The organism is Azotobacter salinestris, assembly GCF_009363155.1.
Taxonomy (GTDB): domain Bacteria; phylum Pseudomonadota; class Gammaproteobacteria; order Pseudomonadales; family Pseudomonadaceae; genus Azotobacter; species Azotobacter salinestris.
In genome coordinates, this window is record NZ_CP045302.1 from 1,622,767 (window position 1) to 1,636,696 (window position 13,930).

Annotated in this window: 10 protein-coding genes; 5 read left to right on the forward strand and 5 right to left on the reverse strand. The window is 64.8% G+C overall.

The genetic code is table 11. The features are described 5' to 3' along the window. Positions 1-149 precede the first annotated feature (149 nt). Positions 150-878, reverse strand: a complete 729-nt coding sequence (gene pgeF, locus GCU53_RS07670; protein WP_152387097.1) for a peptidoglycan editing factor PgeF — start codon at positions 876-878, stop codon at positions 150-152. Then, positions 878-1,849, reverse strand: coding sequence for a 23S rRNA pseudouridine(1911/1915/1917) synthase RluD (gene rluD / locus GCU53_RS07675; RefSeq protein ID WP_152387098.1), 972 nt, complete (start codon positions 1,847-1,849; stop codon positions 878-880). The genes pgeF and rluD overlap by 1 nt, the downstream gene beginning before the upstream one ends. A gap of 146 nt (positions 1,850-1,995) precedes the next feature. Here rluD and GCU53_RS07680 point away from each other — a divergent pair, with 146 nt between their 5' ends. Beyond that, complete coding sequence (locus GCU53_RS07680) at positions 1,996-3,009, forward strand: outer membrane protein assembly factor BamD (protein ID WP_152387099.1); 1,014 nt, start codon at positions 1,996-1,998, stop codon at positions 3,007-3,009. 97 nt (positions 3,010-3,106) lie between these two features. Here GCU53_RS07680 and GCU53_RS07685 read toward each other — a convergent pair whose 3' ends face one another. Beyond that, on the reverse strand, positions 3,107-4,741 hold the full coding sequence (locus GCU53_RS07685) for an NAD+ synthase (RefSeq protein ID WP_208845454.1): 1,635 nt from the start codon (positions 4,739-4,741) through the stop codon (positions 3,107-3,109). Between the two features lie 227 nt (positions 4,742-4,968). Between GCU53_RS07685 and GCU53_RS07690 the strand changes: the two genes are divergently transcribed. The 3 genes from GCU53_RS07690 (at position 4,969) to GCU53_RS07700 (ending at position 8,210) form a co-directional block, all read left to right on the forward strand. Further along, entirely contained in the window at positions 4,969-5,211 is a 243-nt protein-coding gene (locus GCU53_RS07690) for a PP0621 family protein (protein WP_152387101.1), read from the forward strand. Positions 5,212-5,236: 25 nt separating this feature from the next. After that, complete coding sequence (locus GCU53_RS07695; protein ID WP_244307144.1) at positions 5,237-6,808, forward strand: sensor histidine kinase; 1,572 nt, start codon at positions 5,237-5,239, stop codon at positions 6,806-6,808. Between the two features lie 61 nt (positions 6,809-6,869). Continuing rightward, positions 6,870-8,210, forward strand: coding sequence for a sigma-54-dependent transcriptional regulator (locus GCU53_RS07700; RefSeq protein WP_152387102.1), 1,341 nt, complete (start codon positions 6,870-6,872; stop codon positions 8,208-8,210). A gap of 80 nt (positions 8,211-8,290) precedes the next feature. Here the strand turns inward: GCU53_RS07700 and thiO are convergent, their stop codons facing one another. Beyond that, positions 8,291-9,388 (reverse strand): glycine oxidase ThiO, encoded by a 1,098-nt coding sequence (gene thiO / locus GCU53_RS07705; RefSeq protein WP_152387103.1) that lies wholly within the window; start codon positions 9,386-9,388, stop codon positions 8,291-8,293. A gap of 189 nt (positions 9,389-9,577) precedes the next feature. On the opposite strand from thiO, the gene GCU53_RS07710 reads away from it, so the two are divergent. Next, complete coding sequence (locus GCU53_RS07710; protein WP_152387104.1) at positions 9,578-10,141, forward strand: GspH/FimT family pseudopilin; 564 nt, start codon at positions 9,578-9,580, stop codon at positions 10,139-10,141. Positions 10,142-10,194: 53 nt separating this feature from the next. On the opposite strand, the gene GCU53_RS07715 is transcribed toward GCU53_RS07710, so the two are convergent. Then, positions 10,195-13,899, reverse strand: a complete 3,705-nt coding sequence (locus GCU53_RS07715; RefSeq protein ID WP_152387105.1) for a pilus assembly protein — start codon at positions 13,897-13,899, stop codon at positions 10,195-10,197. Between the last annotated feature and the right edge of the window lie 31 nt (positions 13,900-13,930).

Consider the following 13,930-nt stretch of genomic DNA (forward strand, 5'->3'; position numbering starts at 1 on the left):
GGCTGGCGCACTGAAGGGCCTGCCGAGTTGAAGCATAGATAAGGATGATTGGCGGGGATTCAAGGCCGCGGGATTGATCCGCGTCAGCAAGCCAAGCCGATGGGTCGGAAAATCGACACTGGAGTCTGTCCGGCCGCGAGAGAAGCCGATCAGGGAGCGGCCAGCCACACCAGACTGGCGAAGCGACCTGTACGCGGAGCGCGGCGATAGGAGTAGAAACGCGCATCCTGGAAGGTACAGAGGCCGCCGCCATAGACAGCCTCGACGCCGCGGGCGGCCAGGCGGATGCGCGCCAACTGATAGAGGTCGGCCATGAAGCGCCCCGGGTTGCGGCTTGCCACGAAGGCTGAAGCGGCCTGCGGATGGCGCTCGAGAAAGGCCTCGCGCACCTCGGGACCGACCTCGAAAGCCGCCGGGCCGATGGCCGGGCCGAGCCAGACCAGCAGATTTTCCGGTGCCACAGCCAGGGCGTCCAGGGTCGCCTCCAGCACCCCGCCGGCCAGCCCGCGCCAACCGGCATGGGCTGCCGCCACGCGCGTACCGGCGCGGTCGCAGAACAATACCGGCAGGCAGTCGGCAGTGAGAATGGCACAGGCAATACCGGAGCGATCCGTCCAGCTGGCATCGGCCTCGGGCGCCAGCGCCGGATCGGCCGGCACCACCATCACCCCATGCACCTGCCGCAGCCAGGCCGGATCGCAGCCAAGGCCAGACTGCAGGCGCCGGCGATTCTCGGTCACGCTCTCCGGCGCGTCCCCGACATGGTCGCCGAGATTGAAGCTATCGAAGGGCGCGGCGCTGACGCCTCCCTCGCGAGTCGTCACACAGGCGCGCACCCGTGCTGGTGCGGGCCAGTCAGGCACCAGCCGGGCATCCATCAGACGAAGGCCTCGTTGTCCTGACGCAGCAGCGTCAGCAGCCAGACGAAATCGTCCGGCAACGATGCCTCCCACTTCAAGCGCTCGCCGCTGGCCGGATGATCCAGTTCGAGAAAGCGGGCGTGCAGAGCCTGGCGCGGAAACTCCCGGAGCGCCTGCACCAGGGTCGGACTGGCCGCCGGTGGAATGCGGAAGCGCCCGCCATAGACAGGGTCGCCCACCAGCGGATAGCCGACGTGCGCCATGTGCACGCGAATCTGGTGGGTTCGCCCGGTCTCCAGCTTGATGCGGGCATGGGTGTGTGCGCGAAAACGCTCGAGCACGCGATAGTGGCTGACCGCAGGCTTGCCGCCCTCGACTACCGCCATGCGCTGGCGCTGCTGGCCATGCCGGCCGATGGGCGCGTCGATGGTACCGCCGGCGGTGATCACGCCGACCACGATGGCCTCGTAGATGCGGCTGACACTGCGCTTCTGCAACTGCTCGACCAGTCGGGTCTGCGCCTGCAGGGTCTTGGCTACCACCATCAGGCCGGTAGTGTCCTTGTCGAGGCGGTGGACGATGCCCGCACGCGGCACGTTGACGAGCCCCGGCACATGATGCAGCAGCGCATTGAGCAAGGTACCGTCGGCATGTCCGGCAGCCGGATGCACGACCAGCCCGGCCGGCTTGTTCAGCACCAGGATCTGTTCGTCCTCGTGGACGATATCCAGCTCGATGGCCTGGGCGATCCACTCGCCCTGCGCCTGCTGCTCGGCATCCAGCTCGAGCAGGGCGCCGCCATGCACGATGTCACGGGGGCGCAGCACGGCACCATCGACGGTCAGACGCCCGTCCTTGATCCAGGCGGCCAGGCGCGAGCGGGAATGTTCGGCAAAGAGCTGTGCGGCGACCTGGTCGAGGCGCTGACCGCCCAGCTCGAAGGGGACTTCGGCACGAAGTCGGATGGCCTGATCGTTGTGTATTGACATGCTCGGCAATGGCGGGGCACGGCCTTTGGTTTCGGCCATGCGCTTGTGGTTAAATACGGCCCCTCTGCCCCGGCTCACGCGGGGCGCCCATCATAACAGGACGGCCCGGCCCCCGACAGCCGCCGTCACAGGGACGCACAGCCTCCATGCACCTGAAACACCTGCTGCTGATCGCCTCGCTCGTTCTCATCGCCGCCTGCGGATCGAAGAAGGAGAAGGAGGATGTCGTCGACGAGAACCTGAGCGAAACCGAGCTGTACCAGCAGGCCCAGAACGACCTCAACAACGAGAACTATAGCGCCGCGACCAGCAAGCTGAAGGCCCTGGAGTCGCGCTATCCGTTCGGCCGCCATGCCGAACAGGCGCAGCTCGAACTGATCTACGCCTATTACAAGAGCCAGGAGACGGAAGCCTCGCGTTCTGCTGCCGAGCGCTTCATCCGCCTGCACCCGCAGCACCCGAATGTCGACTACGCCTACTACCTCAAGGGCCTGGCCTCCTTCGACCAGGATCGCGGCCTGCTGTCGCGCTTCCTGCCGCTGGACATGACCAAGCGCGACCCGGGTGCGGCCCGCGACTCCTTCAACGAGTTCGCCCAGCTCACCAGCCGCTTTCCGAACAGCCGCTATGCGCCGGACGCCAAGGCGCGCATGGTCTATCTGCGCAACCTGCTGGCCGCCTACGAGATCCACGTCGCCCACTATTACCTGAAGCGCGAGGCCTACGTCGCCGCCGCCAACCGCGGCCGCTATGTGGTGGAGAACCTCCAGGAGACCCCTGCAGTGGGCGATGGCCTGGCAGTGATGGTCGAGGCTTATCAGCGGCTGACCCTGGACGAACTGGCCGCCTCCAGCCTGGAAACCCTGAAGCTGAACTACCCGGATCATCCGAGCCTGCAGAACGGGCAGTTCGTGCCACTGGAGGAGGAAGAGGACAACCGCTCCTGGCTGGGCAAGTACACCCTCGGCCTGATCGAAAGCAAGCCGCCGCTGCCCCCGGGCGAAACCCGCGCCAACCAGGATATCCGTCGCATGTACGAGGAAGCCCGCCAGGAAATCCGCGCCGACCTGAAGCAAGGCGAGGAGACTCCCGAAGCGGTCGAGGCCGCCGATCGCAAGCCCAAGCGCGCCTGGTGGAATCCTCTTCGCCTACTCGACTGAAGCAGTGCCGGCAACACGAACAAGAAGGAAGGCCCAAGGGCCTCCCTTCTTGTTTCAGCAGTAGGCCAGCCACATGAGGACGGCCCATACTCCTCGCTCAATCCCCCAGCCGCCAGCCGGAAGTGATTGGATAGCGGCGGTCCCGACCGAAGCCACGCTGGGTCACCCGTACCCCGACGGCCGCCTGTCGGCGCTTGTATTCGTTGAGGTCCACGAGCCGCAGCACCCGCTTGACGGTGTCCTCGTCGAAGCCCTCGGCGATGATGGCGTTGGCCGAGAGGTCATACTCGATGTACAGCTTGAGGATCTCGTCGAGCACTGGATAGGGCGGCAGGGAATCCTCGTCCTTCTGACCCGGAGCCAGTTCGGCCGACGGCGGACGGTCGATGACGCGCTGGGGTATCACCGCACCCAGGCGGTTGCGGTAGTCGCAGAGACGGAACACTAGGGTCTTGGGCACGTCCTTGAGCACGTCGAAACCGCCGGCCATGTCGCCGTAGAGCGTCGCATAGCCTACCGCCATCTCGCTCTTGTTGCCGGTGGTCAGCACCAGATAGCCCTTCTTGTTGGAAATGGCCATCAGCAGGGTACCGCGGCAGCGTGCCTGCAGGTTCTCCTCGGTGGTATCCCGACCGAGCCCCTCGAACACCGGCGCCAGGGTACCCATGAAGGCCTCGACCATCGGCGCGATCGGCAGCACCCGATAGGTCACGCCCAGCGCACGCGCTTCGGCCTCGGCATCCTCGAGGCTCATCTGCGCCGTGTAGTGATAGGGCATCATCACCGCCTCGACCCGCTCAGCACCGAGCGCATCCACCGCCACGGCCAGGGTCAGCGCCGAATCGATGCCGCCGGACAGCCCCAGGATCACCCCCTTGAAGCCGTTCTTGCGCACATAGTCGCGCACTCCCAGCACCAGCGCCTGGTAGACGCTCGCCTCCAGCTCGGGCAGCGGCGCACAGCTGGCGGCACGCGGCAGCACCGCCCCGTCGTCCTCGACGCAGAGATCGACCGGATAAAGCCCTTCGATGAAGGCCGGCGCACGCTGGACGACCTGACCGTCCGCTGCAACTACGCAGGAGCCGCCGTCGAAGACCAGCTCGTCCTGGCCGCCGACCTGATTGACGTAGATCACCGGCATGCCGCCTTCGCTCGTCCGCGCAGCGAGGATCTCCTCGCGCTCGCGCTGCTTGTCCAGATGGAAGGGCGAAGCATTCAGGCTGAGCATCAGCCGCGCTCCGGCCTCGCGTGCCTGGCGCATGGGCCCGGAGAACCAGATGTCTTCGCAGATCGACAGGGCCACCGGCACCCCCTTGATATCCAGCAGACAGGCCTCGCTGCCCGGATCGAAATAGCGACGCTCGTCGAACACCCGGTAGTTCGGCAGATGCTGCTTGTAGTAGCGTGCCAGAAGTTCGCCATCGGCGATCACCGCGGCGGCGTTGAAGCGCTGCCCATCTTCCAGCCAGGGATAGCCGATCACCAGATAGATACCCCGCACCTCGTCCTTGAGTCGCTGCAGGCCTTGTTCGATACGCAACTGCATGCTCGAGCGCAGCAGCAGATCCTCCGGCGGGTAGCCGCACAGCGCCAGCTCGGGAAACACGATGACATCCGCGCCCCAGTCGTCGCGGGCGCTGCAGGCTGCCTCGATGATGCGCTCGACATTGCCGTGCACATCGCCGACGCGCAGATTCAGTTGGGCCATCACGACCCGCAGGGTTTGGCTCATGGCCGTCTCCACCGATGAGTATGACGCGCCCGGCATGCACACGCGCGCGCTCCGAAAAAATCCATTCTCCCGCATCGACGCCCGCGGAAACAACGCACGCAGGCTCCGGGGCGAACTGGGCAACACCTTCCGAAGCATGCCGACCGGTGCACGGAAGCAGGCAACGACATGGCCCCGGGAAACTCCGGCTTGCTAAAATGCCACCTCTCTTTCGATTAGAGCACCCCATGGGCCTGTTTCGTCTGCTGTTCTGGATCCTCGTCATCATCGCCGTCATCTGGCTCTGGCGCCGGCTGACGCGTCCGGCTTCGCCCCCCGCCGCCAAGAGCGGCGCCGAACCCCCCAAGCCCATGGTGCGCTGCGCTCACTGCGGCATACATCTGCCGCGCGAGGAAGCCCTCGCCGAAGACAGTCTCTGGTACTGCAGCCAGGCGCATCTGACCCAGGGCCCGCGACACGGTGGGCGCTAAACCCCTGCCGAAGGACAGCGCCTCGCTGGCCGGCAGCGTGCCGAGCGGCAACGTCCTGCGCCTGTACCACCTGTACCGGCTGGTGATCGGCCTGCTGCTGGTACTGCTGATCTCCAGCAATCTGGACGAGCGACTGTTGCAGGTCGCTTACCCGGACCTGTTCCGCCATGGCAGCTGGCTCTACCTGATCCTGAACATCCTGGTCGCCGTCCTGGTACACCACCCCAAGCCCCTGCAGCTGTTCAGCCTGGCGCTGGTCGACGTGATCCTGCTCTCGGGTCTGCTCTATACGGCCGGAGGCCCGTCCAGCGGCATCGGCAACCTGATCATCGTCTCGGTCGCCGTCGCCAACATCCTCCTGCGCGGCCGGATCGGCCTGCTGATCGCCGCCGTGGCGGCCAGCGGTCTGGTCTACATGACCTTCTACCTGGGACTCAACCGTCCCGCGGCAGCCACCCAGTACGTGCATGCGGGAGCATTGGGCTCGCTGTGCTTCGCCGCTGCGCTGCTCGTGCAGAGCCTGACCCGCCGCCTGCAGCGCAGCGAATCCCTGGCCGAGCGACGCGCCGCCGAGGTCGCCGACCTGCAGGCCCTGAACGCGCAGATCCTGGAGCGCATGCGGACCGGCATCCTGGTGCTCGACCCGCAGCAGCAGGTGCTGCTGGCCAATCAGAGCGCCTTCACCCTGCTCGGCAATCCCGCACTGGTCGGCCAGCCACTCGCCGGTCACTGCCCTGCGCTGGTCGAACGCCTGAAACATTGGCAGCAGAACCCGACCCTGCGCCCGCAGGATCTGCACACCCTGCCCCATGGCCCGCTGGTGCAGCCGAACTTCGTTCCGCTCACGCGAGGCGGAAAGCAGAGCATCCTGGTTTTCCTCGAGGATGTCTCGCAGATCGCCCAGCAGGCTCAGCAGCTCAAGCTCGCCTCGCTCGGCCGCCTGACCGCCGGCATCGCCCACGAGATCCGCAATCCGCTCGGCGCCATCAGCCATGCGGCGCAGTTGCTGCAGGAGTCCGACGACCTCGACGGCCCTGACCGGCGCCTGGCGCAGATCATCCAGGATCAGTCGCGACGCATGAACTTGGTGATCGAGAACGTGCTGCAGCTGTCGCGCCGGCGCCAGGCACAACCGCAGCTGCTCGACTTGAAATACTGGCTGCACCGCTTCGCCAGCGAATATCGCGCCTCGGCAGCACCAAACCAGATCCTGCATCTGGAAATTCAGAGCGGCTCCCTGAAGACCCGCATGGATTCGAACCAGCTCATCCAGGTTCTCAACAACCTGGTCCAGAACGGCCTGCGCTACAGCGCCCAATGTCATCCGCAGGGGCAGGTCTGGCTCAAACTGTTCCGCGATCCGGAAAGCGACCTGCCGGTGCTCGAGGTGCGCGACGACGGGCCCGGCGTGCCGGCCGCGCAGATCGAGCACATTTTCGAGCCGTTCTTCACCACGGAAAGCAAGGGAACCGGGCTGGGACTGTACCTCTCCCGCGAGCTGTGCGAGAGCAATCAGGCCCGCCTCGACTACCGCGGGGACGAAGGCAAGGGCGGCTGCTTCCGCATCACCTTCGCCCATCCGCGCAAGCTGAGCTAGACAGATTCCGGATGTCCCCCTCTTCCCCTCTCCCCTTCGCCACCTGCAACCGAGCCCGACTATGAGTGTCCGCCAGAAAGCCCTGATCGTCGACGACGAGCCCGACATCCGCGAACTGCTGGAAATCACCTTGGGCCGGATGAAGCTCGACACCCGCAGCGCACGCAACCTCCAGGAGGCGCGCGAATGGCTGGGCCGCGAGCGCTTCGATCTGTGCCTGACCGACATGCGCCTGCCCGACGGTAGCGGCCTCGAGCTGGTGCAGTACATTCAGCAGCATCACGCCCAGGTCCCGGTCGCCATGATCACTGCCTACGGCAGTCTGGATACCGCGGTCAACGCGCTCAAGGCCGGCGCCTTCGACTTCCTGACCAAGCCGGTCGACTTGGCCCGCCTGCGCGAACTGGTGGCCACCGCCCTGCGCCTGCATGCGCCGGTTGGCGAGGAGGCGCCGGTGGACAACCGGCTGATCGGCGACTCGCCGCCGATGCGCACCCTACGCAAGCAGATCGCCAGGCTGGCGCGCAGCCAGGCGCCGGTCTACGTCAGTGGCGAGTCCGGTAGCGGCAAGGAAGTGGTGGCCCGCCTGATCCACGAGCAAGGCCCGCGCGCCGAGCGCCCCTTCGTCCCGGTGAATTGTGGTGCCATTCCCTCGGAGCTGATGGAGAGCGAGTTCTTCGGCCATCGCAAGGGAAGCTTCACCGGCGCCATCGAGGACAAGCAGGGCCTGTTCCAGGTCGCCAGCGGCGGCACCCTGTTCCTCGACGAGGTAGCCGACCTGCCGCTGCCGATGCAGGTCAAACTGCTGCGCGCCATTCAGGAAAAGGCCGTGCGCGCGGTCGGCGGCCAGCAGGAGGTGGTGGTGGACGTGCGTATCCTCAGCGCGACCCACAAGGATCTGGCCGCCGAGGTCGCTGCCGGCCGTTTCCGCCAGGATCTCTATTACCGCCTGAACGTCATCGAGCTGCACGTTCCGCCGCTGCGCGAGCGGCGCGAGGACATTCCGGCGCTGGCGGCGATCATGCTGGCGCGCCTGGCGGAAGACGCCGGCCTGCCTGCTGCCCGGCTCAGCGAGGAAGCCCTGGAAAAGCTCCAGAGCTACCGCTTCCCGGGCAACGTGCGCGAACTGGAGAACATGCTGGAGCGGGCCCATACCCTCTGCGAGGACGACCTGATCCAGGCCCGCGACCTGCGCCTCTGCGACACCCCGAGCCCGGGCGAGAGCGGCGAAACCTCGCTGGCCGGCATCGACAACCTCGAGGACTACCTGGAGGAACTCGAGCGCCGGCTGATCATGCAGGCCCTCGAGGAAGCGCGCTGGAATCGTACCGCCGCCGCGCAGCGCCTGGGCCTGACCTTCCGCTCCATGCGCTACCGCCTGAAGAAACTGGGCATCGACTGAGGCCGTGCGCCATCGGGCACACCTCGAAGGCCCTTGCCACGTCCGGCAGGTTGCAACCCGCCATACTGCCAAGGCCGGACTCAGCGCCGGCCGATCCGTCCTGCCGGCGCATAGGGCGCCGGATCGATGATCGGCTCGCGTGCCAGCAACAGGTCGGCGAGCAGTTGGCAGGACGCCGGCGCCAGCACCAACCCGTTGCGGAAATGCCCGCAGTTCAGCCACAGCCCCTCGAAGCCTGGCACCGGGCCGATATAGGGAATGCCCTCGGGAGAGCCCGGCCGCAGCCCAGCCCACTGCTTGACCACCTCGGCGCCGGAAAGCGCTGGCAACAACGCCTCGGCGGACGCCTTGAGACTTGCGAAAGCCTCCTTGGTGGGAGTCTTGTCAAAGCCGACATCCTCCAGGGTGCTGCCCACCAGGATGTGCCCATCCCGCCGCGGAATCGCGTAGCGCCCGTCGGCCATCACCATCCGCGGCAGGAAATCCTCGGCGCACTTGTAGAGGATCATCTGGCCCTTCATCGGCTTGACCGGCAGCTCCAGCCCCAGAGTGGCGAGCAGTTCGCCGCTCCAGGCACCGGCGGCGATCACCACACGGTCGGCACGCAGCTCGCCGGACGCCGTGCGCACCCCGACCACCCGCTCGCCCTCGCAGACGAAGCCGGTCACCGGCAGATTCTCCTCGAGGGTCACGTTGGACATGCGCGCCAGTGCTTCGCGCAGCGAGGCGAGCAGACGCGGATTGCGCACATTGGCCACGCCCGACATGAACAGCGCCCGCGAGAAACCCGCCCCCAGCGCCGGCACCGCCCGGCGCACGGAGTCGATATCCACGGCCTCCAGCGGCCGGCCCTCCCGTGCCGCCCAGGCCAGCGCCTCGGCCTCGTCCTCCAGGTCCAGCCAATAGAGGCCGGTGACATGCACCTCGGGGTCGATACCAGTCTCCCGTTTCAGACGCTCTCCGAGCGCCGGATAGAAATCCTGCGACCAGTGCGCGAGCGCCGTCACTGCCGGGCTGTAGCGCCAGGGGTAGAGCGGCGACACGATGCCGCCACCAGCCCAGGAGGACTCCTGGCCGAGCCGGCCCTGATCCAGCAGACGGACCTCCAGACCGGCCTCCGCCAAGCGCAGAGCCGACAACATACCGATGGCGCCACCGCCAACCACCAGGACTCGCATCGCATCCTCCCCCACGAAAACAGGCTGTAAATCGGCCCGTTATACGCCTGCCGGGAGTGGCATGCCAAGGCCGATCCGGCCATGGGTCTGCCGCCATGAATAAAAACTGCCGCCTGCTCGGCATACCACCGCCATGACGCTTTGTATGCTGCTTGATCGGCATGGAGCCGAAATCCAGGGAAGGAAACAATGCGCAACATCCAGCGACGGTACGCACGGGGCTTCACCTTGGGCGAAGCCCTCACTTCGACGGCCATTCTCGGCATACTGCTGAGCCTGGCCGTTCCCGCCTTTACCCATCTGAGCCTGAACAGTCAGAAGAACAGTGCGGCACAGCAGGTCAGATCCCTGCTGAGCCATGCCAGAAGCATCGCCGTCACCATGAGGAAGACCACTTCCCTGTGCGGCAGCCGAAACGGCCACAGCTGTGTCAAGACCGAGATTCGTTTCTTCATCGTCTTCGTGGATCGCAACCTGGATGGCAAGGCCGATCCCGGAGAACTCATCCGCCAGGAACCGGTACCGCCCGGTACCCGCTATCAGGTCAATGCATCCAGCCTCTTCAGTATCCGCTTCCGCCCGAACGGCACGGCGAGCAGCTACGGCAGCATCGCGCTCTGCCCCTCGGCAGAGAACCGATATGCCGCCCGGCTGATCGTCAGCAGCATGGGCCGCGTGCGCAGTGCCAGGGACAGCGATGGTGACGGGGTGGTCGAGGGCGCGGACGGCAGGCCGCAGAGCTGTCCGGCCTGACCACAGGGGAAGAGAGGCTGTGCGGCGGCACCGAAGTGCCGCCGCGTCGGGCCCTATTTGGCGTACCAGTAGGCGCGCTTGCGGTTGTTGCTCAGCTCGATTTCCGGGATGGAGGGATCGAAGGTCGTGGGTCCCGAGCCGCCAATGACGAAGGGCACCGTCTCATCGCCGATGTTGACCAGCCCGGTCACCGGCGACGGCGGCAGGCCGCCTCCGACGAACTTGGTGAAGTCCAGCTTGCCGGTATTGAAATCCAGCGTGTAAGCCAAGGCAGTGCCCAGGTCGGCAGTACAGGAGTTCGCCCTCGGCACGTCTGGATAGTTGGTCCCGAAGTAGGTCTTGCCGGCCACAGTGACCGGTGCATTGACACCCTTTTCCCCGGCATTGGGAAGATCGATGTAATAGCCATCGATGGTATCGAGCGTGGCATCGAAGGGCTGGCGCTGATCGGGGTTGGGCTCCAGGTCCTCATCGGTCAGGGGAGTGAAACCGGTGGTCATGAGCGAGCCAGTCTGCGTGTCCTTGATCATGTAGATCCGGTTCTGCACGTTGTAGGCCATCCCCGCTGTCGTATCGGTGGTGTAGAGTGGATGCTCACGGTCACCGGATACCGCCATGATGGCATCGAAAGCGCTGGTCGTGATCACATCCGGGGCGAACAGGAACTTCCGCGCACTGTTTCCGTCACCGCCCAGTGCCGCCAGCTTGGTGATCTTCCAGTCAGCGGGTGTGGATACCCCGCCGAAGCCGTTCGGATCAAGGTCGACGCGCCAGATATTGCCCCCCACGTCCGCAGCATAGACCCGATCGACATAGCCGTCCGAGTTGCGGTCGACCAGGGTGACATCGGCGGCCACGGCATCGGTTGGCGCACCGGTCGAGACGCACGCCCCGTCGCTGGCCAGATCGACGCCGGAACAGTCGGCCAACGCAGCCCAGACCACCTTGCCGGTCACCGCATCCAGAATCAGTACGCCACGCCCCATGGAGTCATCACTCGCGACCGGGTCGGCATCCTGCTCCGGCGCATAACCGGCCCCCATGATCAACACCGGATCTGTACGGCTGCTCAGCACCGCCACCTTCGGCTGCGACCAGGTCTGCCCAAGCTCCTTGATGTCCGCATTGGTCTTTCTCCAGAGAAATTTCGGCGTCTTCGGATCGGTCACGTCGAGGGCGTAGATCAGACGCCCTCCCCGCCGTGCGGTCAGATAGATATAGGTCTTGTCCTTGGTGGACGCCTCGGTGTTCGAGCGCGTATCGCGCAGGACGGTGGTCGAGCCGTCGAAGAAGTAGTCCTTGGGCTGCTTGCTGATATCCATGACGCCGGCGATATCGATCAATGGCGAATTTCGGAACAGACGCTTGAACTTGCCATGGAACTCGGGCGCGATGAACCCCCAGAGTTCGCCCCCTGCCCGGACGCCGTCGATGGATGCAGTCTGATTGCCGTTCACGGCCCGGAAGATGCCGTCGTTGGCGCCATAGAACACCACCACGCCCGTATCGCCACCATAGTTGATGACCGCCGGCCGGGAGTGCAGCACATCGCCGTGCAGAGAAGGACGCACGGTGACTGTCCCTCCGGGCCCGGCCATGTCCTCGTTGCCGGCGACATCCCAGCCCCGCACCCAATTGATCAGGTTGCCGGCGCTCAGCGCGGGCTCGATGGAGCAACTGACATCGGCCCCCGGCAGGGTTATCGCCGGGTCGTCCCATTTGAAGGTGAAGGTATTGGTCGTCGCTCCCGTGACGATCACAGTTCTGCTGCCACTGCTGGGGAGGCCAGACAAACCATATACGGTGCCGTCAGCGCTAGCGGGAACGGAACAACTCTTGAGCATGACCGAATCGCCGACGTTCAGGCCATGAGCTATGGCACCGGTATTGACAGTCACATTGCGATCAGCCTTGTGAAACAGGGCTCCGTTCGGAATCGAATAGGTCGAGTTGCGCTGCAGACCGCCGAGAGTGAAGCTGAAGACGCTTCCCAGAACGCTTTCCACAGCGCAGCCCGCAGGCAAATTGCATCGAGCCTGCAAAGTATCCGTCAGACTGTTCGAGACGATATCCCCTGGAGTCAAGGTAACGTCACTTGAATAGGGAACATTGAACGTACAGCTTTGGCTATTCGCCGTATTGCATGTCACGCCCTGGGTCGTCGTGAACCCGACTCCAGCCGTGAGGCCGCCAGAATAGGAAGTACCCGCTCCCGCACCGAACAGGGTAAGAGCATTCGCCATCAGCGTGGAATTCGCCGTGGAAAACTCGCTCAGGTCCGAATCACATCCATCGATGCTGTTACAGGTCCACAGGTTGCGAGCGTTGTCGTTGCTGCTATCGGCATAGCTTGCCGCCAAGTTGTCGGCACGCGCCATCTGCGCGGCACCGCCCTTCTCGACCAGGTCGCCATCCGGGGAATCGTATTGCAATCCCTCACCGGAGGGGCTGTTGATCCAGAAGCCGGTGGCCGGCCAGCCGCTCACGCCGGGTGAGTTGGTCGTCCAGAAGCTGACTGCCTCGGGCGAAATGGCCCCCGTGGTCGGGTTGGTCTTCGAGGTGACGGCTCCTGCATCGGGATTTTCCGTGGAGTCGGTCAGAACGATGTTCCCGCCGGCATCCAAGCCCAGTTGATACTGCTTGAGGTTGCCGTACCAGCGCGGACTGGCATCGCCGTCCGGGCGGAACATGGCCACGAACACCTGGTTGAGGTAGGTGCCCTGGGTGTTCGCCGTCACCGGTAGAGTGGCGGAGGCGAAGACGCTGTTCTTGGCCTGCACGTCGTTGAACACGGTGAACAGCGCATTGGACAGGCCATCGGTATCCTTGACATCGACCAGAAAACTCTTGCCCCCACCCTGCTTGGCCATCTCGGCATAGTAGTTGATGGTGCTCTGGGCCTGAGCCTGGTTGGTCAGATCGCTCACCGAAATGGTGTACGTCGTGACGTTCTTGTCGGCAGCATTGCTGTCGATCACCGAAACCCGCTTCATGAAGCGGGCCCATTCGTCCGCCCAGTAATCGTTGTTGGTGTTGCCCGAAGTGTTCAGCAGGGGCACTGCGATCGGCTTGCTGAACAGGGAATATTCATTGGAGCCGGAGGCATAGCCGAAAACCTCGCTCAGCTCCTGCTTGAGAAAGACATCTGCATCCCCGCCATCGCCCGGGTTGCTGTTGGTGAAGGCATTGCCGATGTAGATCAGCACTGCGTCGCGACACTGGGTCGCTACCTCGGCGAGCGTGGAATAGTTCACTCCCGAACACGAGGTGCTTCTACCATTCAACGCGGCCCAGGCTTCGGCCATGGTCGCACCTACTGCCACGCTATTGGTCTTGATGGTGTTGGAGCCGGTATCCTTGAACGCCTTGATCTTCGCGATCAGGCTATCGAGACCCTCCCTGTCCATCAACTGGGGAGCATGCACCAGATAACCGCACTGACCGTTGCCGCTGTTGAAGCCGTTCTTGTTGAACACCATCAGGCCGATCCTGATCATGCCCACCAGGTTCGGATCGCTACGCAGCGCGTGCAGGGCATTGACCATCGCACACTGCTCCATGCCCGCGGCCGTCTTGGTCCCGAGACTTGGCGCACCGCTGCCATCGGCATACTGCGTGCAGACCTCCTCGGCACTGGCACTGTTGTTGGCCGCATTGTCCCAGACCAGCAGGACCGTCGGCACGTTGCCGCCCGCCGGGTTGATGCCGGTATAGATATCGATGTCCTGTGCGAAAACGGTGTGGCTGCCCAACAGCATGGGCAACACTGCCACGGCACACCGGATTGAA

Coding starts and splice junctions, on each gene's coding strand:
- GCU53_RS07680 (WP_152387099.1), top strand. CDS start 1,996: ATGCACCTGAAACACCTGCTGCTGATCGCCTCGCTCGTTCTCATCGCC.
- GCU53_RS07715 (WP_152387105.1), bottom strand. CDS start 13,899: ATGCTGTTGGGCAGCCACACCGTTTTCGCACAGGACATCGATATCTAT.
- GCU53_RS07700 (WP_152387102.1), top strand. CDS start 6,870: ATGAGTGTCCGCCAGAAAGCCCTGATCGTCGACGACGAGCCCGACATC.
- thiO (WP_152387103.1), bottom strand. CDS start 9,388: ATGCGAGTCCTGGTGGTTGGCGGTGGCGCCATCGGTATGTTGTCGGCT.
- rluD (WP_152387098.1), bottom strand. CDS start 1,849: ATGTCAATACACAACGATCAGGCCATCCGACTTCGTGCCGAAGTCCCC.
- GCU53_RS07710 (WP_152387104.1), top strand. CDS start 9,578: ATGCGCAACATCCAGCGACGGTACGCACGGGGCTTCACCTTGGGCGAA.
- GCU53_RS07685 (WP_208845454.1), bottom strand. CDS start 4,741: ATGAGCCAAACCCTGCGGGTCGTGATGGCCCAACTGAATCTGCGCGTC.
- GCU53_RS07690 (WP_152387101.1), top strand. CDS start 4,969: ATGGGCCTGTTTCGTCTGCTGTTCTGGATCCTCGTCATCATCGCCGTC.
- pgeF (WP_152387097.1), bottom strand. CDS start 878: ATGGATGCCCGGCTGGTGCCTGACTGGCCCGCACCAGCACGGGTGCGC.